The organism is Luoshenia tenuis, from assembly GCF_014384745.1.
GTDB lineage: Bacteria > Bacillota > Clostridia > Christensenellales.
This window is the reverse complement of sequence record NZ_JACRSO010000001.1, coordinates 789,432-811,997: the sequence shown is the minus strand read 5'-3', so window position 1 is coordinate 811,997 and position 22,566 is coordinate 789,432. Positions and strand designations below refer to the sequence as shown.

The window sequence follows — 22,566 nt, the reverse complement described above, 5'->3', positions numbered from 1 at the left end:
GGAGGGACGAAATATGGTGAATTTAATCGCGGAAGGCCGCGTGTACCGGGGCGGCGCTTTTGAGCCTTTAAAAGAGGGCAAGCCGGCGCGGGAAAAGACCATGGCCTACCGTATCTTGGAAAAACATAATACTTCGGGGAACATGGATGAGCTCAAGATCAAGTTTGACGCCATGGCATCCCACGATATTACCTACGTGGGCATCGTGCAGACGGCCCGGGCCAGCGGCATGGAGGCCTTTCCGCTGCCCTATGTGCTGACCAACTGCCACAACAGCCTGTGCGCCGTGGGCGGCACCATTAATGAAGATGACCATGTGTTCGGCCTGTCCGCCGCGCGTAAATACGGCGGCATCTTCGTGCCGCCGCATCAGGCGGTCATCCACCAGTACATGCGCGAGCGCATGGCCGGCTGCGGCTACATGCTGCTGGGCAGCGACAGCCATACCCGCTATGGCGCTTTTGGCACCATGGGCGTGGGCGAGGGCGGCCCGGAGCTGGTTAAGCAGCTGTGCCGCAAGACCTACGATATCGCCTATCCGCCGGTCATCGCGGTGTATTTGAGCGGCAAGCCCCAAAAGGGTGTAGGCCCGCAGGATGTGGCGCTGGCCATCATCCGCGCGGTGTTTAAAAATGGCTTTGTAAAAAATAAGGTGATGGAATTTGTGGGCCCGGGCATCGGCAACCTGACGATGGATTTCCGCAGCGGTATCGATGTGATGACTACGGAGACCACCTGCTTAAGCTCCATCTGGGAGACGGATGAGCAGACCCGCGGCTGGTATCAAACCCATGGTCTGGAGGAGCGCTATGCCAAGCTTTCTCCGGAGGAGGGCGCGTACTACGATGGCGTGGTGATGGTGGACTTAGACAAGGTGCGCCCCATGATCGCGCTGCCCTTCCACCCCAGCAATGCCTATACCATTGAGGAGTTTAAGGCCAATGCGCAGGACCTGCTGCGCGGCGTGGAAAAAGAGGCCGAGGGCATCTTCGGCAAGGCCGAAGGGCTGCCCGGACTGGTGCAAAAGGTGCAGGGCGGCGAGGTGTATGTGGATCAGGGCGTGGTGGCCGGCTGCTCGGGCGGCACTTATGAGAACGTGATGACGGTCAACGCCATTTTGCGCGGGCGGCCCATCGGCCAGGGGGTATTCAACCTCTCGGTCTATCCGGCCAGTCAGCCCCAGTTTATGGCGCTGCTTAAAAGCGGCGCGGCGGCCCAGCTGATGGAGAGCGGCGCGATCCTGCGCTCGGCTTTCTGCGGGCCCTGCTTTGGCGCGGGCGATGTTCCGGCCAACGGCGGACTTTCTATCCGCCATACCACGCGCAACTTCCCCAACCGCGAGGGGTCCAAGCCCTCGGGCAACCAGATGGCCTACGTGGCGCTGATGGACGCGCGTTCCATCGCCGCCACGGCGCTGAACGGCGGCAAGCTGACCGCTGCGACCGACGTGGATTATGATGCGCCGGATCTAAGCTATACCTACGACGCTTCGATCTACGACAACCGGGTCTATCAGGGCTGGGGGCATGCCCATCCGGAGGAGGAACTGGTCTTTGGCCCCAATATTACCGATTGGCCCGAGCAGATCGCCCTGCCGGAGAACCTGATGCTGGAGGTGGCCAGCGCCATTTACGATCCGGTCACCACGACGGATGAGCTGATCCCCTCGGGCGAGACCTCCTCTTACCGCTCCAACCCCTTGGGGCTGGCGGAGTTCGCCCTTTCCCGCAAGGACCCGGGCTACGTGGGCCGGGCAAAGGCGGTCAAAGCGCTGGAACTCAAACGCCGCAAGGGCGAAGCTGACGGGGAAGTGAAGGCCTTCCTTGGCGATGCGGCGCCGGAGAATACCGGCATTGGTTCACTGGTGTTTGCCTTAAAGCCGGGCGATGGTTCGGCGCGCGAACAGGCTGCCTCCTGCCAGCGCGTATTGGGCGGCTGCGCCAATATTGCGGGCGAGTATGCGACCAAACGCTACCGCTCCAACGTGGTCAACTGGGGCATGTTGCCCTTTATCCTGGATGGGGCGTCCGAATCCGGTATCGCGGTGGGGGATAAGATCTACCTGCCCGGCATCCGGGAGGCGCTGCAGGACGGCAAGGATGCGGTACAGGCGGAATTGATCCGCGATGGCCAGCGCAGCCCGATCACGCTGAAGCTGCCCGCGATGACCGAGGACGAGCGGGACATCATCCTGGCCGGCTGCCTGATCAACTATTACGGGCAGGAATAAATCAGCCAAATGGATACAAAAAAGCCCTCCGCACTGGCGGAGGGCTTTTTGATTTATGCCGGCGGCGTCTGCGCCCATTGGGCGATCTGCGTTGCCGCCTGAAGAGGGCTGATGGCAGTGACATCCAGCTTGATCGTGTCCAAAAGATCGTATAGCGGCAGGCGGGCGATACTGCCTTGCGCCGCATCCGCCTGGCGCAGGCCGGCCTGTGCGTCCCTTTGGAAGCGGGCGCGCAGCGCCTGGGGCTGGCAGGTCAGGCTGATGTTCAGCAGGTCAAAGTCCAGCGGCTCCAAGCCGCGCAGGATGTCGTCGATAATTTGCTGTTGGTGCATGACCCAGCAAAAGATCACATAGTCCAGCCCGGAATTGGTCAGAAAGCCCCGAAGCAGGTGGCGGATATGGTCCATCGCCATGGCTTTGTTTTCTTCGTTGACGACAAAGGGGTTCAGGTCCCAACACCAGTCCCCATCCAAAAACGCACTGGGCGAAAGCAGCTTGTGCAGTTCCCGGCTGGTGGCGGTCTTGCCTACGCCCATCGTGCCGCCGATCAGGATCAATTTCTTTTTCATTTGGGAAAAGCCCTCCTTTTTTACCGCTCAGGCGACCAGAAGCATGAATACCGGTATCGTAATAATGGAGAGCAGCGTGGATAAAAATACCAGCCGCGAGGCAAAGGGCGCATCCCCGCCGAACATCTCGGCAAACATGGCCGTATTGGCGGCGATAGGCATGGCCGCCTGGATGGTGACCACCCCCATGGCCAGCGGCGGGACCCGGCACAGCTTCATCAATCCCATCAGGATCAGGGGGATGGCTACCAGCCGCAGCGCGCAGGCCAGGTAGACCCCCGCGCCGGCAAAGGCCTCTTTGATGCGCACATCGGCCAGCCGCGCACCCACGATGAGCATGGATAGCGGCGTAGTCATATTGCCCAGCATGCTCAGCGCCTGCATGGGCATATCGGGTAATTTAATGGAAAATACAAACATCACAAGCCCCAGTACTGTGGCGATAGTGCCTGGATTGAGCAACACGCGCTTGATGGCGGCCTTGCGGTCCTCCTTTTCAGACCCGGAGAAAATGCTCATCCCCACCGTCCAAAGGAAGATATTGAAGATGGCGGTGTACATGGAGCCTAGCAGCAGCCCGGTCTCGCCGAAGATGGCCTGGAGCACCGGATAACCCATAAAGGCCGCGTTGGAAAAGATGGCGGCAAATTGCAGAGGTTTGCGCTGATTGAGGGCAAACCGGTTAAAGATTTTTTTGCCCAGCAGCCACATGACGATGTGTACCCCCAGCGACCAGGCCACGGCATGGCCCATATCCAATAGCAGCTGCTGGGAAAATTCGCTTTGGAAGGAGACCAAAACCATGCAGGGCACCGTTACAAACAGGGCCAGCTGGCTCATGGCGCCCAACCCCGCATCGCTTAAGATCTTGGTCTTGCGGGCGATCACCCCCACCAACATGATGATAAAGAGGATGGCTACCTGACCTAAGATCATTCCAATATCCGTCATGACATGCGCGCCTCGCTTTTAAATTTAAATGGTTCAAGCTTTTCAATTATACCATACGGCGCGCCTATGGGGGAAGCGAAGGGCAGGCATTGCAATGTGAAAGAGTGCGGCAGCGCGAGCCGTACTTTGATGAAATATTAATACGAAAGACTAAGATAAATATTCCGATAAAAAACCCAAGATTTCAGCGATATTTCTCTTGCATTTTATAAGCCCTCCCGGTATAATAAATATGCTGTCTGCGGGCAGAAGAGCGTGCTGATGTAGCTCAGGAGGTAGAGCACTTCCTTGGTAAGGAAGAGGTCTCGGGTTCGAGTCCCGACATCAGCTCCAATCATGAATCCCTTGAACCACAATGGTTTGAGGGATTTTTTATGCCTAAAAACTCCCCTCTTGTGGGGCGGGGCTTGAGAAAAACCCACACCGACAGAAAAAATAGCCGGGCGAGGGAGGACGACCAAAATCACAATGTTTTCGTACGCTCTGCCCCAGTTGCGTTGCAGGTAGATACCGCCCAAATAAACGTATGGATATTTCATCCCTGCAAAGGACGGTTCCGTCAAGCCTTGGTGTGGACATAGGATTTCTTGTTCAGCTCGCTGATGGTGGCCGGGGATATTTTGCTGCCCCACAGAGCCTCGGTAATGACATGGTTTACAGACTTCTTTCAGAATGGTGTGTCGCAACTTCATCCTGCCAGAGTTCTGCAATACAAGATGCCTGTTCATTATAAAGAAAGCGATGAATGGGTAGATATCGATAATACACTCACCCCCGTACAGGGTACTCAGGAGAACAGCGCCTCTGCAAGAACTTTTAGTAGCACACAAACCAAGGCTATACAAACCAGCAGGGGATAGCAGCGTAACCTTTGCTGGACAAGCGCAGGCACCGTCATTAGTGCAGATGGAGTCTGATGGGCATAAAATATCCTTTGGCTTTGGCGTGTTGCAAGCAGAGGCAGATCGCCTCGAAGCTGAACAAGCGATTCAGAAAGAAGCTGAATTGGAGCAGAACCAGACGGAATTGGTACTACCCTACTTCTTACAAAGGCTATACAATGATGTGGGAGCATGGCCGCCAGCTGGCTGGTATGAGCAAGAGCGGCAGCACCCTCTCCTTTGATTACGATGCAGATGGCGTGCGCATCAGCAAAACGGTCAACGGAGTGGAGACAAAGTATTATACCGCAGGCGATCAAATCCTGCGGATGGAAAAAGGAGATGACGCGCTAGACTTCCTTTACGATGAAGCAGGTGCAGTGTTTGGCGTACTGCACAATGGTACGCCCTACTACTACGTACGCAATGGCCAAAACGATATTGTCGCGCTGGTAGATCAAAATGCAAATATCATTGGTCAGTATAGCTATGATGCCTGGGGAAAGCCTTTGCAAACTACGGGCGATGCCAAGATCGTATCGCTTAATCCTTTCCGTTACCGCGGCTATGTGTATGACGAGGAAACGGGACTTTATTACCTGCTCAGCCGGTACTACGATCCGGCGACTGGGCGGTATATCAACGCGGACGGTCTTGTTTCGACTGGGCAGGGTATCGGCGGCACGAATATGTACAGCTACTGTGGAAATAATCCGGTAGCAAGAGAAGATCCTTATGGCCAAGCTTGGAGCAATATACAGGAAGCATTTAACGCATCGAGACAAGCGTTTCAGTTTTTATGGCAACTGCCATCATATGATGGAGCGCTACCTGTATTAGACGCTGTAGCAGTTGTTGGCACGGTAATATTGGGACTATATTGTGTCGGATCAGGTATTTTAGGGTCAACTAAATCGAAAATTCAGACTAGAGCAAAACCAACATCAAAAGCTAAAACCAAAGAAAATACACAAGCGATTCCTAAAAATAAAAATGCACCGCAGTATTGGAGTGCCAAAATTATAGCTAAACAGGTTGTACCTCTCAAGGCTTTAACTTACACAGAGGCACGGAAAGTGATTGATAGTGGTGGAGATATTGTCTGCATCAACCGCTCTGCCGCTATTGCTGTCGTGAAATATTACCCTACTGCAATTTGGGATAAAGCGCATGGTTCATGGGAAGATGGCTATTTAGACCACTATCATCTTAGTACTGCGCATACCAATCATATATGGTATTATATGGAATAGGACAACAAAGATTAATTAGGAAGCTTTTAGCAAATACCTGATGAGAGGATAGTAATAATGCACGAAATCTTAAGACTTTTAGAAGTGCGTGATTCAAACTATGAAGAATTTATTAACTATGCTTTAAACAATTCTGATTATTTTATGTTGGTTTATGTACGCTATAATATGGCGCCGGAAAGTATCTTTACAAATAATATATTTAAAGATTTACGGGATTTAACTGTTAAAACGCGTGCAAATCCCAGCTGGGCTGGTACTCCAGAAACGTATAGTAACAATACTGCATACAAAATTACATTCTATAGAAGCGATCCTTCTGCCCAACAAGTGCTAAATCGCGTTAACGGCATATATAATTGGACACGGCCTGAAAATCCGCAAGACTTAGCATTTTATAGGGGAGGGCAGTGCTGGTTTTATTCAATAGGACATGAAAGAATGTCTGGAATTATCGATCCCTCACCGGAGGATAAAACATTTTTTGAGGAAAGGTCGTTAATTGATTCGCTTTTTCGCGTTGATCATGCTTTGGATGGCCAGTTCATTGAAGAAGGCCTAAGTTCATAGATAATCTTATGTAATAATATCGAGGTAACGGTAAATACCTACGATGCAGGAGGCAATATCCTAAGCCGAACCACATATGGTTATGCTTCTCAGGGCGGTGATACTGTCGATACCGCTGCGGAAAACGTGGTACGGAGCCAGAGTTATACCTATGGCGACGCAAACTGGAAGGATAAACTGACGGCGTATACCGATGCAAATGGGACTACCCATACCTTGACTTACGACGCCATCGGCAACCCTACTTCGTACAAAGGATATACAATGACGTGGGAGCATGGCCGTCAACTGGCTGGCGTGAGCAAGAGCGGGAGCACTCTCTCTTTTGACTACGATGCGGACGGCGTGCGCATCAGCAAGACCGTCAACGGCGTGGAGACGAAGTATTACACCGCCAGCGACCAGATCCTGCGGATGGAAAAAGGCGATGATGTGCTGGACTTCCTCTATGATGAAGCGGGCATGGTGTTTAGCGTGATCCACAACGGTACGCCTTACTACTACGTACGCAATGGCCAAAACGATATTGTTGCGCTGGTAGATCAGAATGCAAACATCATCGGCCAGTATAGCTATGATGCCTGGGGAAAGCCTTTGCAGACTACGGGCGATGCCAAGATCGTATTGCTTAATCCCTTCCGCTACCGCGGCTACGTGTACGACCAGGAAACGGGACTTTACTACCTACTTAGCCGCTACTATGATCCGGAAACTGGGCGATATATCAACGCGGACGGTCTTGTTTCGACTGGGCAGGGTATCGGCGGCACCAATATGTTCAGTTATTGCGGTAATAATCCTGTCATACGGCAAGACCCGTCTGGGTGTGGGTTTGAGTCTTTATGGGCGGCAATGCAAAAGAATCTTGCTGGAGATATAGATATTGGCCCTGGATATGAATTTGGCGGGCTTAATACCAGTCTCCCTCAAAGAAAGCCTTCCTCGGCGCCTATCGCGAATCATGTAAAGAAGAAAAGTGCTACTATGCCTACAGCAATGCTTGATTTAGGCACCGCTTTTGGGAAAGTTGGATTTTCAGCTACGAAAACTACAGAAGACAAAAGCCCTGCATTACTTAACAGCTATGAAAATTTTAATTTGACTAGAGGATCAGGGTCAGTTGGGGTTGGCATTAGCGATTGGTTTGGACTAGGCGTGGGTGCCAGTCCAGAAGGGAATGTTTTTGCAGAATTACAATTAACGCCATGGGTTCATGGCGGAGTTTCTATTGGTATAGACGGAATTGGCATTGTGGCTGGTTGGGATGACGCTAGAACCAACACAGCATATGATCTTGAAGCTAAAGCTGGCTGGGGACTTTTTGCAATAGCTTGCGGCTTATACTCAGTGCCTTCGGGCGGTGGACAACCGGTACCGGTATATTCATGATGAAGGGAGTAATGAAAATGAAACGCAGAAAATTGACTGTGCTTGCCTTGGTGCTGTCATTGATATTTTTCTTCGGAACACTAGGCAACTTAGTAATCATGAATACCAGCATACCCTCTGAAGCAAATACCACTGAATTATCAGCTACCGTAACAGGCATAGGAATAAAAGGCGAAGGGGATCATAAATACTGTGTTATTTATTCGCAAGAGTACGGCGATAAACTAAGCACTTATGAGTTAAGAGGAATAAGTGACATAAGCGATTTTACTAGTTTGCAGAGGGGCCAAACCATATTTTTTCGAGTTGAAAAGATTTGGTTAAAGCAAATCATAGAAAGAGAAGGTTGGCCATTTATTCATGTTATTGCCATAAGAACCGAAGAGGATGAAATCGTTTCGTTAGATGATTATAATAAGCAGCGGATTGAGGGGCGTGTTGCGCCTACAATTGCAGGCAGTGTAGTTGTTTCTATCTTCTTACTATTATCCATCCATTGTGCATTGCTACTTAAAGGTATTAATATTTTTCGAAGGTTAAAAAAGCGGCGTTGACAAGGAAGGGCAGATGATATGGGGCGAGATTAACTGCTATTAAGATTTGTAGGATAGTGTAAATCTACAGCTATCTGGGCGAACTTTATCTGTTATCAAAAGGAGTTTTCGCGCCTGATCTTTGGAAAGCGCCACAACCAAACTCAGTGCCACAGCTTGGATACTAGGAGGCGATTTGATTGATATATCATTTGGTAACAGTGCTGAGTATAGTGTCAATTGTAATCTGTATTGCAGCTATTCGATATAGCATTGCTACACCAGTTCGCAAAAAGTTTTTAGTTATATCCAGTGGATTGTTAGGGCTGGTTGTATATTTTTCGGCGATTCCGTTCTTCAACTTAGTTACGCATTTTAAAACACCGGAAGAAGTATTTAAATTTATATCATTTGAACCGGTACAATATCGTGTCGACGGGAAAGAATCCAGTATGCTTATATACTACGATAAGGATGCATATACAGAGGTGTTGGTTCGTAAATGTGGAGATGAATATAAACTTACAAGACAGAACGAAGGATATGCGAACGTTTACTTTGAGGAAAAAGGGCCTTATATTGGAATGAATTTGTTTGGAGCAAAAGGGTCTAATGAATTCTATTTTTGCAGTGGTGTTATGTTTGACACAGATAATATTTCCGTATCTGATAGCAAAGGATCAGATTTTCAAATAGTGTCAGTTGGAAGGGATGATATTCGTGTGTACTTTATATACGGCTATGTAGGCGAAATTACCTCAGACTACTATATAATGTTTGGAGATGAAAAATTAAGGTTGACACAGTAAACGATTTGTCCTCTTTAACTATAAGAAAAGCTGGAGCAAAATGCTCCAGCTTTTCTATATAATAATAACTAAACGATCATATTATCTACTATTGTTTCTAATGCAGCGGCTAATCGAACGACTCTTTCAAACGAAGTACTTTCAGGATGAATGATGCCGGGGAAGAAGTATAAAATACCCGACATCTCCGCCTCATAGTAAGTAATAATATTATGGCATTTCATTTAATTTGTCTATAATGTACCCTCGTCTATGTGCGAGGTAGAAAAGGGCTTAGGCGCCGTAGGGAGTTATTAAAGCCATATGTAGCAGATATTATTTTCACGTTACGCCTACAATAGCGGTATAGCTTTATGGCGTAAAAGTGGCTACAGTTCAATAGAATATACCGCCTTAAAGCGAATATCTGGATAGCGTGGGAGATAATAACTGAAACTGTCCCGTGTGGGGTTCTATAAAAACCCACACCAAACCCCACACCGGCATCAAAAAACAGCATATTTTAAGAAAAGCGAAGTTGCGACAGGATACGAAAGGTAAAACGATAGAACCATTGGTATTGCTGGGTTTCAGCCAATTAAGGTACGACAAGATGCGAAAGGCTAAAACAAGTAAAAATAGCATGGTTTTTAATTGGTAAGGAAGAGGTCTCGGGTTCGAGTCCCGACATCAGCTCCAGCGGCAATTGCCGCATTTAATACCGCAATTTACTTAGGTAAATCGCGGTATTTTTGTGCCGCCAGTAAATATCCATATCGCAAATCTCTGCCAGCGGATCCTGTCCGCGTCAAAATCGCATTTTCTACATGGCCATGCAATTTTTCGTTGCAGTAAAGCGGTTATCCGTATAGATTGCCGTTTTTTCATTCCCCCAAAATAAGATAAGGATGATTAAGTTATGGGCTTTTGGTTAAGGGCCCGCTTTGTGTGAGGGAAATAAAAAAGTTTCTGTAAATATAAAAATAACAGTTGCGGTGCGCTGCTGAAACAGGTATGATAGAGATAAAGAAAGAACCTGAAGTTTGGGTTGAAAGTGGGGGATCGTAATGAAGAAATATACTATGTTAAGCTTTGCGCTGATGCTGGTGGCGGCTATCGCCTTGTCCGGGTGCGCGGTGGAGACACAGCAAGACGCGGCAGGTACGCCGTCCGCGCAGGGCACGCAGGCCGCCGCTTCCACTGCGTATGACCCAAATGGAGAAAAGTCGCTTAGAAACTTTACCGCCACCGATTTAGAGGGTAATACCGTTACGCAGGATATTTTTAAAGAGCACCAGATGACGATGGTCAACGTTTGGGCCACCTATTGCCCGACTTGTATGGAGGAGCTTGCGGATCTGGCAAAGCTGTACGCCGAGAATGCCGACAGGAACATCAACATCGTGGGGATCGTGTACGACGCCAAAAAGAGCGACGGCAGCATTGACGAAAAGCAGGTGGCACTGGCCAAAGAGATCGTGGAGCAGACAGGGGCGACCTATACCCAGCTGCTGCCCTCGGCAGACCTGCAAGAGGCGGTACTGGGGGATGTGACTACGGTGCCGCACACCTTCTTTGTGGATCATATCGGGTTGATGATCAATGATCCCTTGGAGGGCACTAAGGATATGGATAATTGGCAGGAGATCATGGACAAGACCTATCGCGTGTACTATGGAGGTTGCCGTGTCAAAGAATAAGCGAAGTTTCCCCTGGCTGACGGCTGGCTTGATCGCCGCCGGCGCTGTACTGCTGGGGATCGGATACTTCCGCGGAGAGATGGAAACAGTGCTTCGAAAGGCCGTGACCATCTGCCTGGAATGTATTGGGATCGGGTAGCGCCATGGGAAAGATCAAAAGTTTGCGTTTGCTTGTACAGCTTGGTTTTACCGCGCTGACCAATGGATATGTGACAGGCTTTGTACAGGGCAAGATATTTACAGGTCTGAGTAAGGCCGCTTGCCTGCCGGGACTGAACTGCTACTCCTGCCCGGGGGCGCTGGGGGCCTGCCCCATCGGCTCGCTTCAGGCGGTGCTCAATTCCCGCGAGTATCACGTATCGTTTTACATTGTGGGCTTTCTGGTGATCTTCGGCGCGCTGATGGGGCGGCTGATCTGCGGCTGGCTGTGCCCGTTTGGATTGATTGAGGATCTGCTGCATAAGATTCCCTTCCCCAAAAAGCTGCGCAAGCTCCCCGGCGACCGGTGGCTGCGGCACTTAAAGGTGGCGATCCTGGTGGGCTTTGTGATTTTGTTGCCCATGTTTTTGGTAGATGCCTTTGGGCAGGGGCAGCCCTGGTTTTGCAAGCTGATCTGCCCCAGTGGGACGGCGATGGCGGGGCTGCCGCTTTTGGCGGTAAACGGTGCGCTGCGGGATATCGCAGGGTGGCTGTTTGCCTGGAAATGCTTGCTGCTGGGGATCATCGTCCTGCTGTCGATTATCGTATACCGGCCTTTTTGCCGGTACATGTGCCCATTGGGGGCGATCTACGGCTGGTTTAACCCCATCGCCTTATATCGCTACCAGGTGGATGAAGAAAAATGCACCCGGTGCGGGCACTGCCAGCGGACCTGTAAGATGGATATTGATATATACCGCCATCCCAATACGGCGCAATGTATCCGCTGTGGAGACTGCCTGAAAGCCTGCCCTCACGGAGCCTTGCAGCTCAAGTACCGCTGCGGCAGCCGCGCGCAGGAGCGGCCCGGGCAGAGCACGGAATAGAAAAAAGCGCCCCGCTGTTGTGGGGCGCTTTGCTTATAGCCGGTCCAGGTGCCTGGGGCGGTCCAAAGCGATAAGGGCGGGGCCGAAACGGTAAAAATCCCCGTCGAATATATGGATTTGCAAATGCTCGGGATGTAAAGAACCATCCAGAATCCCCTCGATGCAGGCGACCAGGGCGGGTAGAATCTGCGGATCTACAGGGCACTCGTGCCCGCCGCAGAAATCTTGAAATTGCCCGCGCTGGGCCAAAAGGGCGGCGGCATGGGCATAAAAACGGCGTGCTGCATCCATCCGGTCGCCGGGCAGCATCAGCAGGAAAAGGGCGTTATAGGCGTCGCCTGAATAGACGTTGCCGGTGAGCGAATCCACAAAGATCACGGAGCCGGGGGTATGGCCAGGCGCTTCCCGCACGGAAAGCGTGCGGCCGCCCAGGTCAAACACATGTCCTTCACGCAGTGGGAGCAGTTCCGGCTCAAAGCGGGAAGGGGCGAGCGGACTGTGGCTAAGCCGCTCCCCGATCTCGGGATGGGCGCTGACCATCGAGTGGCAGTAATCCCTGCGGGATTCAGGGCTGATGCTTCTGGCCATCTCCCAATCATCGGGGTGGAGATAGACCTGCTCGAACTGGACCGCACCGCCCATATGGTCGCCATGCCCATGGGTAGCCGCCACTGTAACGGGCTTATCGGTCAGCGTGGCGACTAAAGCGGACAGATCGCCCACGCCGGTGCCGGTATCGATGAGCAGCGCCCGAGCCTGGCCGATGATGAGATAGCATAGATCAAGGCCGGCTTCGTCGATGCAGTAACTGTCCGGCGCGATACAGGTGACCTTAAAAGGGGAGTGCTCCATGGGAATTGTCCTTCCTTTCTCAATTTATAGCACTGCGCGTCCTGTCAGGGTATTAGCGCCTGTGCCGCCAGGGGTGATGGATGAATATTGCCTTGTGGCAACACGCGCAATTTCTATGTTGAATATGGGCAAATAGGGTTCACACTATGTACAGTTTCAGTTATAATCATATTGTATAGAAGAACTGGGCAAAAGGCAAACGAAAACGACAAAAAAGAAACGCTAGAACGATTGACTTTCAATAATAAATAGTTGATAATAAACTTAGTTATAAAATTTGACCAGGATTTTAGGTGAGGAAGAATGAATAATGATGGAACGCGGCCGGCAAGGCTGAGCAATAAGCCCAAAAATATCCGTTACCATAACCAAAAATTGGTGACCTCGCTATTCCGTACGGCAGATGTGCTGTCGGTCAGCGAGATATCGGAAAAGATCAATCTGAGCAAGACCACCGTGACCAAAATGATGGGGGATTTTGTGGCCAGGGGGCTGATCAAGTCCGCCGGCAAGGGGTCCTCTACCGATGAGGGCGGCAAAAAGCCGGAATTATTTGAGCTGAACGCGGACTACGCCTATATCGTCGTACTGGTGCTGCGCTACGAATCGGGACTGATGCAGATCGACGGGGCAGTGGTAGACATGAAGTGCCGCGTACTGCATAAGGCGCTGGAAAAGGTAGAGGAGCCGCGCAGCTATGAGGGGACGATCAAACAGCTGGCCGATGTTACGGTAAAAATGGCGCAGGATATGAACATCCCTCAGGAAAAGATCTGTACAGTAACGCTGGGTTTTGCAGGTGTGTGCGATGCTGATAACGGCATTATTTACTATCCCATGTATCCGGGTTGGCCCCGAGATTTGCCCGCACGCGCGGATATGGAAGCGGCGCTGCCCTTTGAGACGGCGGTCTATATCGATAATGATTCCAGGTTCCGCGGCTACTCTGTGCTGCAAAATGAAGAGAACCGCCAGCTGCAAAGCATTGCGATCATCTCCAGCGGCACGCGGGCCGGCGGATGTATTTTGGAGAACCACGCGCTCAACCGCGGGGTAAATGGCTTTGTAGGCGAGTTTGGGCATATGGTGGTAGAGCCTTACAGCAAAGAGCAGTGCAGTTGCGGCGGGTATGGCTGCTTTGAAAGCATGGTTTCTACCGATACGGTGCTGCGCCGGGCTTATGAGGTGTGCGATAACTATCCCCACTCCGCCATCTATCAGGCGGCCAAGGATAAGACGCTGGAGATGCAGGATGTTTTTGCGGCAGCCAAGCAGGGGGATGTGCTGGCCACGCTGCTCATGGATCGGGTGATCCATTATTTCTCGATCCTGATCCATAACATCATGCTGGTGTGCGATCCTTCCAAGTTTATTATCCAGGGTGCGTTTACCCAGGCTGGCGATTACTTTTTGGATCATATCCGCGAGGAGGTCAACGCCTTCCCGTTCTTTAACATCAAAAGCCAGTTGAACATCTCCTTCTCCCCCGTGCCCTGGAAAGAGGCGTTTTACGTTGGCGCTGCGCTGTATGCCACGCACCGGTTCTATAATGATGACGAGCTTTACAATTAATTGGTGATTAAACGCAAAGCGGGCCGCATTTTCGCGGCCCGCTTTTCTTATCATGCTTTATGCGTCCTGCCCTGCGAGAGGGACGGGCCCATAACATTGCTTCATCCGCTTATAGTGAGCTTTGGCGGTAAAACGCTCCTTATCGCTCTGGGCGATGGCATAACTGGCCTGGGCAAGTTTTTCGGGCTCATCCAGCAATTTAGCCAGCACTTCGCGCAGCGCATGGGCATCTCCCGAGGAGAACAGCCAGCCGGTGACCTCAGGTTCAATATAATCGGCGAAGCCGACGGAATCGCTGAGCACCAGCGGAATATTTTTTAGATACCCCTCCAGCGCCACAAAGCCGAAAGTTTCAAACCATACGCTGGGGACCACCACCAGGTCCACATCGTCCAACAGCGTGTTCAGCTCGCCTCGAGTAAAGCTGGGCAACAGGGTCACCCGGCTGGGCGAGATATCGCGCAGATCTACTTTGGCACCCGTACCCAGCAGCTTTAAGCGGAAATCATAGCCCTTTTTCTCTAACCGGGAGAGCGCGCGGATCAGTAACTCCGGCCCCTTTTCAATGGTGGCGCGGCCGATAAAGGCAATGCGCACCGGGTGGCCGGGCAGCGCACCTTTGCGGGGGGTGAGCTTTTCTACCCCTTCGGGGATCAGCGGGAACAGAGCGTACTGCCCCTCGAACCCATAGCGGCGGTAGACCTCCAATACCGCGTGGGAGGCAAACGTGGTCACGTCACAGGCGCTGATAGCGGCCATCAGCCTTTCGCGCCGCAGGGCGTAATCCTCTGGAGTGGCCTCAGCCCGCCCTCCACCGGATGGTGAAGACGAAAACAGCCTGCGCGCCAGCGCGGCGGCCAGGCTTTTAAAGCGCTTGCTGCGCCGTACAGGGTAAAAGGCCGGGTTGTCCCGCAACGCACGCTCAAATACAGAAGGGGCGTGGCGGTTGCAGGCTAAACAATCATCGCAGCCGTGGTCCTCATCACAGCGAAGAGCCTGCGCGTTCATCAAATTGACCGTAGGGCAGATGGGATAGTAATCGTGCGCGGTGTAGATAACGCGGATGCCCATCTGCTGGGCCAGCGTGACCAGATAGGGCCCAAAGCCGATAAAAGAATGGATGTGCACCACGTCCGGCTCCAGCTCCCTTAACAAACCGGCATAGGCCCGCGCGGCCTCGGGATGGTCGATATCCCGAAGCGGCTCTTTGATGCCGCCCAGCAGGCCGATGGGCGCGGGGTTGGTCAGCTCATAACAGGAAACCCCTTCCAACTTGCGCGGCCGGGAGCGGATATGAGAATGGCTGAACAGCAGCGATTCCCGCCCGGGATACAGCAGGGCGATCTGCCCAATATCCGGGTCTTGCTTTTGCAGGGCAATCAGCTTTAGCACATAACTGGTCAACCCCCCGCTGCGCAGCGGGGGCAGCCCCAGTGTGACGTGTAAGATCCGCATAGCGCCCTCCTTTTAAGCCGGCCTACAGCGCGCCGGCGATCAGCCGTTCGTATAGGGCCGTAATCCGCTCCCAGTTGTAATACTCTTGGATCCGCCGCGCGTTAGCCTGGCGCAAAGGCTCCAGCAGTTTATCGCCCTGGGCTTCCATCTTATCAAACAGTACGGCGAGCCGCCCCTCTTCCTTGCTAAAGAACAGGCCGCCCTCCTGCAATACCTCCCGGTTAAAGTCCACATCCAGCGCGCATACGGCGCTGCGGCAGCCCATCGATTCCAGCAGAGAGGGGTTGGTGCCACCCACCTCATGGCCGTGCAGATAGCAATAGGCGCCATAGCGTATGCGGGCCAGCAGCGGCGCATCGTAAATAGGCCCTACCAGGTGCACTTTGCCAGCCCGGGCCGGGTGGGCCTGGAGCAGGGTTTCAACTTGGCGCATCAGCGCGCCCTCATCTGGATTGGTGACCATGAGCAACGGCAGCTGCGCGTGGCTTTGCAGGTATTCCCGCAGGATCAAAAGCAGATTATTCTCCGCTACGAAGCGGCCCACGGTCAGGTAATACTGGCCCTGGCGCAACTGGTATTTTTCAAGGAATTCACTATAGCCGCCCTCTGGCGCGTTCTCGGGGTCAAAAAACGGCGCGCCGTATTCGATCACCGGCGTCTGGGCAGCGGGGTGGCTGTGCCGCTCATGCGCGGCGATGGCGGCGGAATCACAGATGATCCGGTCCGCCTGGCCGCAAAGGGCGCGCTCGCCCAAGCGGAGATAGAGCCGCCCATACCAGGGCCAGCGCGAGCGTTTCCATTCTAGCCCATCAGGATTGATCCAAAACTGAACGCCCCGCTTTTGAAGCTTGCGCACCAGGAAAAAGCCGAAAGGCCCCAAGCCGTAGCCCAGCAGCATGCACTTATCGCCCCGCTGGGCGCGGGCCAGGATCAGCTTGAGCGCGGAGCGGTCGTTTACGATAGAGGCGGTCACGCTTTTGGCAGCTGCGGGGAAGATCAGCCTCTCGACGCCCTGCCACCTATCGCTTTGCGCTTTTTCCCCCTCGCAGGTGACACTGACCGGATAGCCATCCCGCGCCAGGCGGGGGGCCAGCTGCTCTACAAAGGTCTCAAACCCGCCATAGCGCGCGGGGATGCCCCGGCAGCCGGCGATATACAAATGCGGTCTTTCCATAAATGTACTTCCTTTGGTTAAAGGCTATGCGTCCTGCGCCAACAGCGCGGAGAGCTCTTCGCGCCAGGCGGCGATGCACGTGCCATAATATTTTGCGGCATCATGGCGGCCCGCCAGGCGGCAGGCCAGCCTTTTCAGCCGGAAAGAGACAAGGTTGATGCGGCGGATGCGCGCGGCCCGCCCCTGGGTACCGTATTTTTGTAAAAACAGGCGGGTGCTGGCGATCACCCGGACGATGCGCCTGTCCCCATATCGCTTGGCGGCCGATACGTTGTGGGCGTGGACAACGCTGCCACCGGCCCAATAATAGACCGGGCGCCCCAGACGGTTTAGCTTAAAGCACAGGTCCATATCCTCGCCGTACATAAAATAATCTTCGGTCCAGCCGCCGGCGCGTTCAAAATCTTCCCGGCCAACCAGCACGAAGGCCCCCATGATCCAATCCACCGGCCCGGAGCGGGCATAGTTCCGATTGGGCAGGGAGAGGCGGGTGCGCAGCCCCTGGGGCAAAAGGCGGCTTAAGTAAAATTTATCCAACACCTCGCGCCCGGCGGTGGGGAAAAAGCTGCAGCTTTTTTGCAAAGCGCCGTCCTCCCCCAGCAGGCGGCAGCCCAGGGCACCATAATGGGGACGCAGTTGGGCAAAGGCCTGTAAGGCACGCGGCAGGCTGTCGTCGGTAAAATAGGTATCGGGGTTTAAAAACAGCAGGTCCCGTCCGTGCGCGTGACGAGCACCGACGTTATTGCCGGCGGCAAAACCCAGATTATCCCGCTGGGCCAGCAATGTTGCGCCATAGCGGGTACAGCTGACGCGTAGGGCGTCCAGATCAGCCGAGGCGTTATCTACCACGATGACCTCGCCATCGGGATAAAAGCGGGATAGCGATTGCAGGCAGGCTTCGGCCTGCTGCGCGCAATTCCAGGTCACGATGATCACGCTCAATTCCGGCGCCACAGCGTTTCAGCTCCTTTAATACGGTCTACAAAAAAGCACAGATATATTTAGTATACCACAACTGCTTTATGGAAACCACGTTTGCCTCAAGCGGTGTTTGCATAAAAAGGGCGGCAGCCATTTAGGCTGCCGCTCGCAATGCAATTTCCCTAAAAGGGTACAGGCTTAGATCAGGCTATCTAGCGCTTCCCCGATCCAAACCAGCCGCTCGTAGGGGATGGACTCGTCCAGCGAGCAATCCGAAGAGAGGACGAGGCCATCCTTCCCGGCCTGGGCCACCAGCTCCCGGGTATACTGCTGCAAAGCGGCCTTATCGGCGTGGTAGATCACGCTTTGAGCTTTGTTGTCAAACCCGCCCATCACCGCGTTGCAGTGGGTAAAGTAAGTTTTGCCCTCTTTTAACGACATCTTGTCGGTATGCACATCCCAGTTGATGACGGCGGCCGGATAATCCCGCCAGGCGTCCAAATGGTTTTGGATGCCCGCCCAGCCGCAAAGATGGACGATATTATAATCCGAAACGGCGTTGGCTGCGCGGATGGTGACAAGATCGCTGGGCGAGATGTATTCCTTATATTCCTCCACGCTGAAGCGGTCCCGCTCGCCGCCCTGGATGGGGAGGAACACGCCGGTGGCGCCGCCCTCCTGCACAAAAAGCCGGGCCATCTCGGCCGAAACCTGGGCTACTGCGTCCAGCGCGCGCAGCACGGCGGGCCGGTTCTCCCGCATGTGGGCCATCACCAGTTCATCGCTGGTGGCAAAGCGGATGTTGGAAAAGGCGGCGAACATGTTATAAAATACGCAGGCCTCCCCCTCCAGATCGCGGAACATCTTGATCTTATCCACCTGCTGGGTGATAAATGGATCATCCAGCTTGGGCAGGCGGATATGGTCCCAATCGGAAGCGGACTTGACCTCGATCCCCAATGGGGTGTACATATACCCGTCGCACATCATTTTGAGAAAATCCTCACCGCTTTCCCGGTAGAATTTAGCGTGCGCCGCTACGTTGGGTCTGCCGAAGGTCTGATCTCCGCTAAAATGGTGCCAGAAGGTGTACGGCGGCCGGTCGACTTTTTCGCCCCGAAAGGCCTTGAGTGTGCGCGTTTTTTTATCCATGATATAAGCCCCCCTTTAACTGCTTTATATACTTTATTATAGGCCTGGTTTTCCATACAAAGCAATAAGAGGCTGCCTCTTGTGCAATAAAAACTGCAAGTTCATCATTGTTTGCAAGCTGACAAGAAAAAAAGCTTGTGAAGTTGACGCGGGGAAAGTACAATGGCATTGGTGGGAAATTTGCCTTTTAAGGAAGGGATCCTATGATTAAAACAAAAATTATCTGTACGCTGGGCCCGGCAACGGACAAGCCCGGCGTCCTGCGGGAAATGATCGAGAGCGGGATGAACGTGGCCCGGCTGAACTTCAGCCATGGAGACCATGAGGAGCACGCCCGGAGGATCGCTCTGGTCAAGCAGCTGCGCGAGGAGATGCACCTGCCCATTGCCATCTTGCTGGATACCAAGGGGCCGGAGGTACGCACCGGAGATTTTGCCGATCCGCCGGTGATGCTTGCGGCGGGGGAGACTTTTACGCTGACCACCCGCCAGATCGTAGGGGATGAGACCCAGGTCTCCATCACCTATAAGGACTTGCCCAAGGATGTCAAGCCCGGCGCGCGCATCCTGGTGGACGACGGGCTGATCGAGCTGGAGGCCAAACGGGTGACGGAGGAGGACATCATCTGCCAGGTCATAAACGGCGGGGCGCTGTCGAACAAAAAGTCTATCAATCTGCCGGGCATCATGCTGAACCTGCCCTATATCAGCGAAAAGGATGAGGCGGATATCATTTTCGGCGTGGAGCAGGGCGTAGACTTTATCGCCGCTTCCTTTTGCCGCAGCGCGTACGACGTGCTGGATGTTAAGCGTATCTTAGAACAGCACCACGGGGAGAACATCAACGTCATCGCCAAGTTGGAGAACAGCGACGGCGTGCGCAACCTGGAGGAGATTTTAAAGGTTTCCGACGGCATTATGGTGGCCCGGGGTGACTTGGGCGTGGAGATCCCCTTTGACGAGCTGCCCATCGTGCAGAAAAAGATGATCAAGCGTTCGCTGGCCATGGGCAAGCGGGTGATCACCGCCACTCAGATGTTGGATTCGATGATCAAAAACCCCCGACCCACCCGAGCGGAGGTGAGCGATGTGGCTAACGCCGTGTACGATGGCACCAGCGCCATCATGCTCTCGGGGGAGACGGCGATGGGCGCTTACCCGGTGGAGAGCGTGCGCACCATGGCGCGCATAGCCTGCCGGGCGGAATCGGATATCGATTATATCAAACGCTTTAACCAGCAAAAGCAGGACCTGAATATGAGCGTGACCAACGCCATTTCGCATGCGACCTGCACCACTGCACACGATTTGAGCGCTGTGGCGATCATCACCTTTACCATCTCGGGCCGTACGGCCAAGCGGATATCGTCCTTCCGGCCGGCCTGTCCGATCATCGCCTGTACCACGCTCAAACAGGTGTACCACCAGCTGGCCCTGTCCTGGGGCGTGACGCCGGCGCTGTGCACCGAGATGACCGCCACCGACGAGATGTTCGACCAGGCGGTGGAGAGCGCAGTGGCTACCGGGCAGGTGAAAAACGGAGACCTGCTGGTGATCACCGCGGGCATCCCCATCGGGGTGACCGGCAATACCAATATCCTCAAGGTGCACATCGTAGGCAACGTGCTGGTCAAGGGCCTGGGCGTCAACCGGCTTTCAGTCAGCGGGCAGCTGTGCGTGGCGCACAGCGCGCAGGAGGTACAGGAGAACTTTAACGAGGGCGATATTCTGGTGGTGCCGCGGGCGGACGAGCGGATGATGCCGGCGCTGAAAAAGGCCCGGGCGATCATTACCGAGCAGGAGGGCATGACCAACCTGGCCGCCATTGTGGGGCTTACGCGGGATATCCCGGTGATCTGCGGCGCGGAGAACGCCACCTGCATACTAAAAAGCGGCACGGTGGTCACAGTAGACGCGGCCAGCGGCCAGGTCTACAGCGGAGTGACCCGCACCCAGGGGCAATAAACCAGACGATTCTAAAGGGACGTGCAGTATGCGCGTCCCTTTTTTGCTGCGCTGGTACGTGGATAAAGGCCTGCCGAAACAAAAACGGTGGGCTTTTTTGGCGTTTTAGTTTATATACTGCTAGGAGGAGAGGAGGCTTTAAAATGCGGAAAAGAAGAATGTTCATGGCCCTGGCGCTGGCGGGGCTATGCTTTTTAACGGCCTGCGCGGCGCCGGAGGATGTCAAGATGAACGCGCAGCCCCAAACCCGGCAATTTGGAGAGATCGCCATTTCCTCCCTGGTAGAGGGTCAGCCGGGCTGTGAGATCAGCGGAAAAATTCCCCTTACCGGGGTAGAGGCGGTAGACAATACCCTTATGCAGTGGGCCATGGGGCAGGTTGACGCCTTTAAACAGCAGGCCGGGGACCTGCCCACGATGGCGGGCGCCCCCTGCAGCCTGACGATGGAATACCAGCCCATCTGGTATAATACGGATACGGTCACCTTCTATTTTAAACAATATCAGGACCTGCTGGGAGCCCACGGGGCGTATCTGCTCGACACCTTTACCTTTAATCTGGAAAGTGGGCAGCAAACCACCTTGCAGGATATTTTCGATCCGAATACCGATTATCTGGCCACGCTATCCAAGCTGGCGTTGCAAAAGCTGCGGGAGCAGCCCGAAAGCTATGACGAATACATGGCCAGTGTGGGGCTGACGCCGAAGGAGGAAAACTTTGCGGTGTTCGCCCCGGAGCCTGAGGGGCTGAGGCTGTTTTTTAGCCCCTATCAGGTAGCGCCCTGGGCTTATGGGATGCCGGAGGTGCTGATCGGGTGGGATGAATTGCAAAACGTGCTGCGCGCGCAATACCTGCCGGTGGAACTGAGGTTGACGGGCAGCCCGAAAGAAGAAAAGCTGATCGCCCTGACGTTTGACGACGGGCCACACCCCACCAATACCGTTAAACTGTTAGACGGGCTGAAAAAGCGGGACGTGCGCTGCACCTTTTTTCTTGTAGGGGAGCGGGCGCAGGAACAAAAAGAGCTGATCGGACGTATGGTGGCAGAGGGGCACAGCATCGGCAACCACACCTATTCCCACCGCGGGCTCAACGGCCTTTCCCTATCCCAGGTACAGGAGGAGCTGAACAAGGCGGATGAAGCGATCGAGGCGGTTACAGGGCAAAAGCCCAAGCTGCTGCGCCCGCCCTTTGGCTTTTGGGAGGAGGAATACACCCCTTTTATAGGCAAGTCTGTGGTGTTTTGGTCCATCGACCCGGACGATTGGGGGCACCGCAACACCAGCTACCTGGTCAAACATATCGTCAAAAATGCCCACGACGGCGACATCATCCTGCTGCACGATATGCTGCCGACCAGCGTGGATGCCGCCCTGCAGGTGATCGACCAGCTGCAAAAGGATGGCTTTACCTTTGTAACGGTGGATGAACTGATGGAAAAGCGGCTGGCCGATGCCAACCCCAGCCAGAGCTTCCGCAAACTGCCCTGAAGCGGGCCGGTACCGGTTGCCCTAATGGCGGGGTTGCTATATAATAGAGAATAACTATGAATTTGAGCTGTAAGCAGTACGCAGGAAGAGGGACTAG

General features: G+C 53.7%; 19 protein-coding genes, 1 tRNA gene and 1 pseudogene. 13 read left to right on the top strand and 8 right to left on the bottom strand.

Going from position 1 to position 22,566, the window contains the following annotated elements:
* Positions 1–13 precede the first annotated feature (13 nt).
* Complete coding sequence (locus H8699_RS03885; protein WP_249284564.1) at positions 14–2,230, top strand: hydratase; 2,217 nt, start codon at positions 14–16, stop codon at positions 2,228–2,230.
* A 53-nt stretch (positions 2,231–2,283) separates the two neighbouring features.
* Here the strand turns inward: H8699_RS03885 and H8699_RS03880 are convergent, their stop codons facing one another.
* Both H8699_RS03880 and H8699_RS03875 read right to left on the bottom strand, forming a co-directional pair.
* Complete coding sequence (locus H8699_RS03880; protein ID WP_249284563.1) at positions 2,284–2,799, bottom strand: AAA family ATPase; 516 nt, start codon at positions 2,797–2,799, stop codon at positions 2,284–2,286.
* A gap of 27 nt (positions 2,800–2,826) precedes the next feature.
* Positions 2,827–3,750 (bottom strand): AEC family transporter, encoded by a 924-nt coding sequence (locus H8699_RS03875; protein ID WP_249284562.1) that lies wholly within the window; start codon positions 3,748–3,750, stop codon positions 2,827–2,829.
* 257 nt (positions 3,751–4,007) lie between these two features.
* Here H8699_RS03875 and H8699_RS03870 point away from each other — a divergent pair.
* Positions 4,008–4,083 (top strand) — tRNA-Thr (locus H8699_RS03870).
* 122 nt (positions 4,084–4,205) lie between these two features.
* Here the strand turns inward: H8699_RS03870 and H8699_RS03865 are convergent.
* Positions 4,206–4,396 (bottom strand): annotated as a pseudogene (locus tag H8699_RS03865) (transposase); the annotation flags it as partial.
* Between the two features lie 414 nt (positions 4,397–4,810).
* Here H8699_RS03865 and H8699_RS03860 point away from each other — a divergent pair.
* The 8 genes from H8699_RS03860 (at position 4,811) to H8699_RS03825 (ending at position 11,889) form a co-directional block, all read left to right on the top strand.
* Positions 4,811–5,884 carry an RHS repeat domain-containing protein gene (locus H8699_RS03860; protein ID WP_249284561.1) on the top strand — a complete coding sequence of 358 codons (1,074 nt, stop codon included), beginning with the start codon at positions 4,811–4,813 and terminating at the stop codon, positions 5,882–5,884.
* A 57-nt stretch (positions 5,885–5,941) separates the two neighbouring features.
* On the top strand, positions 5,942–6,454 hold the full coding sequence (locus tag H8699_RS03855; protein ID WP_249284560.1) for a hypothetical protein: 513 nt from the start codon (positions 5,942–5,944) through the stop codon (positions 6,452–6,454).
* Between the two features lie 264 nt (positions 6,455–6,718).
* Positions 6,719–7,843, top strand: a complete 1,125-nt coding sequence (locus H8699_RS03850) for an RHS repeat domain-containing protein (protein WP_249284559.1) — start codon at positions 6,719–6,721, stop codon at positions 7,841–7,843.
* A 17-nt stretch (positions 7,844–7,860) separates the two neighbouring features.
* Positions 7,861–8,397: a hypothetical protein gene (locus tag H8699_RS03845; protein WP_249284558.1), complete on the top strand. Its 537-nt coding sequence runs from the start codon at positions 7,861–7,863 to the stop codon at positions 8,395–8,397.
* Between the two features lie 179 nt (positions 8,398–8,576).
* Entirely contained in the window at positions 8,577–9,185 is a 609-nt protein-coding gene (locus H8699_RS03840; RefSeq protein ID WP_249284557.1) for a hypothetical protein, read from the top strand.
* A gap of 1,046 nt (positions 9,186–10,231) precedes the next feature.
* On the top strand, positions 10,232–10,864 hold the full coding sequence (locus H8699_RS03835; protein ID WP_249284556.1) for a TlpA disulfide reductase family protein: 633 nt from the start codon (positions 10,232–10,234) through the stop codon (positions 10,862–10,864).
* Positions 10,851–11,003, top strand: a complete 153-nt coding sequence (locus H8699_RS03830) for a CD1871A family CXXC motif-containing protein (protein ID WP_243125625.1) — start codon at positions 10,851–10,853, stop codon at positions 11,001–11,003. The genes H8699_RS03835 and H8699_RS03830 overlap by 14 nt, the downstream gene beginning before the upstream one ends.
* Positions 11,004–11,007: 4 nt before the next feature.
* The gene (locus tag H8699_RS03825) at positions 11,008–11,889 is read left to right on the top strand and encodes a 4Fe-4S binding protein (RefSeq protein ID WP_249284555.1); all 882 of its coding nucleotides are present in this window, start codon (positions 11,008–11,010) and stop codon (positions 11,887–11,889) included.
* 33 nt (positions 11,890–11,922) lie between these two features.
* On the opposite strand, the gene H8699_RS03820 is transcribed toward H8699_RS03825, so the two are convergent.
* Entirely contained in the window at positions 11,923–12,741 is an 819-nt protein-coding gene (locus H8699_RS03820) for an MBL fold metallo-hydrolase (RefSeq protein WP_249284554.1), read from the bottom strand.
* 303 nt (positions 12,742–13,044) lie between these two features.
* On the opposite strand from H8699_RS03820, the gene H8699_RS03815 reads away from it, so the two are divergent.
* Positions 13,045–14,313 (top strand): ROK family transcriptional regulator, encoded by a 1,269-nt coding sequence (locus H8699_RS03815; protein WP_249284553.1) that lies wholly within the window; start codon positions 13,045–13,047, stop codon positions 14,311–14,313.
* Between the two features lie 57 nt (positions 14,314–14,370).
* On the opposite strand, the gene H8699_RS03810 is transcribed toward H8699_RS03815, so the two are convergent.
* The 4 genes from H8699_RS03810 to H8699_RS03795 all read right to left on the bottom strand — a co-directional run bounded on the left by H8699_RS03810 (position 14,371) and on the right by H8699_RS03795 (position 19,015).
* The gene (locus H8699_RS03810) at positions 14,371–15,768 is read right to left on the bottom strand and encodes a glycosyltransferase (protein WP_249284552.1); all 1,398 of its coding nucleotides are present in this window, start codon (positions 15,766–15,768) and stop codon (positions 14,371–14,373) included.
* 22 nt (positions 15,769–15,790) lie between these two features.
* The gene (locus H8699_RS03805; protein ID WP_249284551.1) at positions 15,791–16,942 is read right to left on the bottom strand and encodes a DUF1972 domain-containing protein; all 1,152 of its coding nucleotides are present in this window, start codon (positions 16,940–16,942) and stop codon (positions 15,791–15,793) included.
* A gap of 24 nt (positions 16,943–16,966) precedes the next feature.
* Positions 16,967–17,896 carry a glycosyltransferase family 2 protein gene (locus tag H8699_RS03800; protein WP_249284550.1) on the bottom strand — a complete coding sequence of 310 codons (930 nt, stop codon included), beginning with the start codon at positions 17,894–17,896 and terminating at the stop codon, positions 16,967–16,969.
* Between the two features lie 165 nt (positions 17,897–18,061).
* Positions 18,062–19,015, bottom strand: coding sequence for a uroporphyrinogen decarboxylase family protein (locus H8699_RS03795; RefSeq protein ID WP_249284549.1), 954 nt, complete (start codon positions 19,013–19,015; stop codon positions 18,062–18,064).
* Positions 19,016–19,218: 203 nt separating this feature from the next.
* Here H8699_RS03795 and pyk point away from each other — a divergent pair, with 203 nt between their 5' ends.
* Positions 19,219–20,979: a pyruvate kinase gene (gene pyk, locus H8699_RS03790; protein ID WP_249284548.1), complete on the top strand. Its 1,761-nt coding sequence runs from the start codon at positions 19,219–19,221 to the stop codon at positions 20,977–20,979.
* A 143-nt stretch (positions 20,980–21,122) separates the two neighbouring features.
* Positions 21,123–22,469, top strand: a complete 1,347-nt coding sequence (locus tag H8699_RS03785; RefSeq protein WP_249284547.1) for a polysaccharide deacetylase family protein — start codon at positions 21,123–21,125, stop codon at positions 22,467–22,469.
* Positions 22,470–22,566: the final 97 nt, after the last annotated feature.

Bases quoted from the DNA above. Each gene is read 5' to 3' on its own strand.
- H8699_RS03885 (WP_249284564.1), top strand. From the start codon at position 14: ATGGTGAATTTAATCGCGGAAGGCCGCGTGTACCGGGGCGGCGCTTTT.
- H8699_RS03880 (WP_249284563.1), bottom strand. From the start codon at position 2,799: ATGAAAAAGAAATTGATCCTGATCGGCGGCACGATGGGCGTAGGCAAG.
- H8699_RS03875 (WP_249284562.1), bottom strand. From the start codon at position 3,750: ATGACGGATATTGGAATGATCTTAGGTCAGGTAGCCATCCTCTTTATC.
- H8699_RS03860 (WP_249284561.1), top strand. From the start codon at position 4,811: ATGATGTGGGAGCATGGCCGCCAGCTGGCTGGTATGAGCAAGAGCGGC.
- H8699_RS03855 (WP_249284560.1), top strand. From the start codon at position 5,942: ATGCACGAAATCTTAAGACTTTTAGAAGTGCGTGATTCAAACTATGAA.
- H8699_RS03850 (WP_249284559.1), top strand. From the start codon at position 6,719: ATGACGTGGGAGCATGGCCGTCAACTGGCTGGCGTGAGCAAGAGCGGG.
- H8699_RS03845 (WP_249284558.1), top strand. From the start codon at position 7,861: ATGAAACGCAGAAAATTGACTGTGCTTGCCTTGGTGCTGTCATTGATA.
- H8699_RS03835 (WP_249284556.1), top strand. From the start codon at position 10,232: ATGAAGAAATATACTATGTTAAGCTTTGCGCTGATGCTGGTGGCGGCT.
- H8699_RS03825 (WP_249284555.1), top strand. From the start codon at position 11,008: ATGGGAAAGATCAAAAGTTTGCGTTTGCTTGTACAGCTTGGTTTTACC.
- H8699_RS03820 (WP_249284554.1), bottom strand. From the start codon at position 12,741: ATGGAGCACTCCCCTTTTAAGGTCACCTGTATCGCGCCGGACAGTTAC.
- H8699_RS03815 (WP_249284553.1), top strand. From the start codon at position 13,045: ATGAATAATGATGGAACGCGGCCGGCAAGGCTGAGCAATAAGCCCAAA.
- H8699_RS03810 (WP_249284552.1), bottom strand. From the start codon at position 15,768: ATGCGGATCTTACACGTCACACTGGGGCTGCCCCCGCTGCGCAGCGGG.
- H8699_RS03805 (WP_249284551.1), bottom strand. From the start codon at position 16,942: ATGGAAAGACCGCATTTGTATATCGCCGGCTGCCGGGGCATCCCCGCG.
- H8699_RS03795 (WP_249284549.1), bottom strand. From the start codon at position 19,015: ATGGATAAAAAAACGCGCACACTCAAGGCCTTTCGGGGCGAAAAAGTC.
- pyk (WP_249284548.1), top strand. From the start codon at position 19,219: ATGATTAAAACAAAAATTATCTGTACGCTGGGCCCGGCAACGGACAAG.
- H8699_RS03785 (WP_249284547.1), top strand. From the start codon at position 21,123: ATGCGGAAAAGAAGAATGTTCATGGCCCTGGCGCTGGCGGGGCTATGC.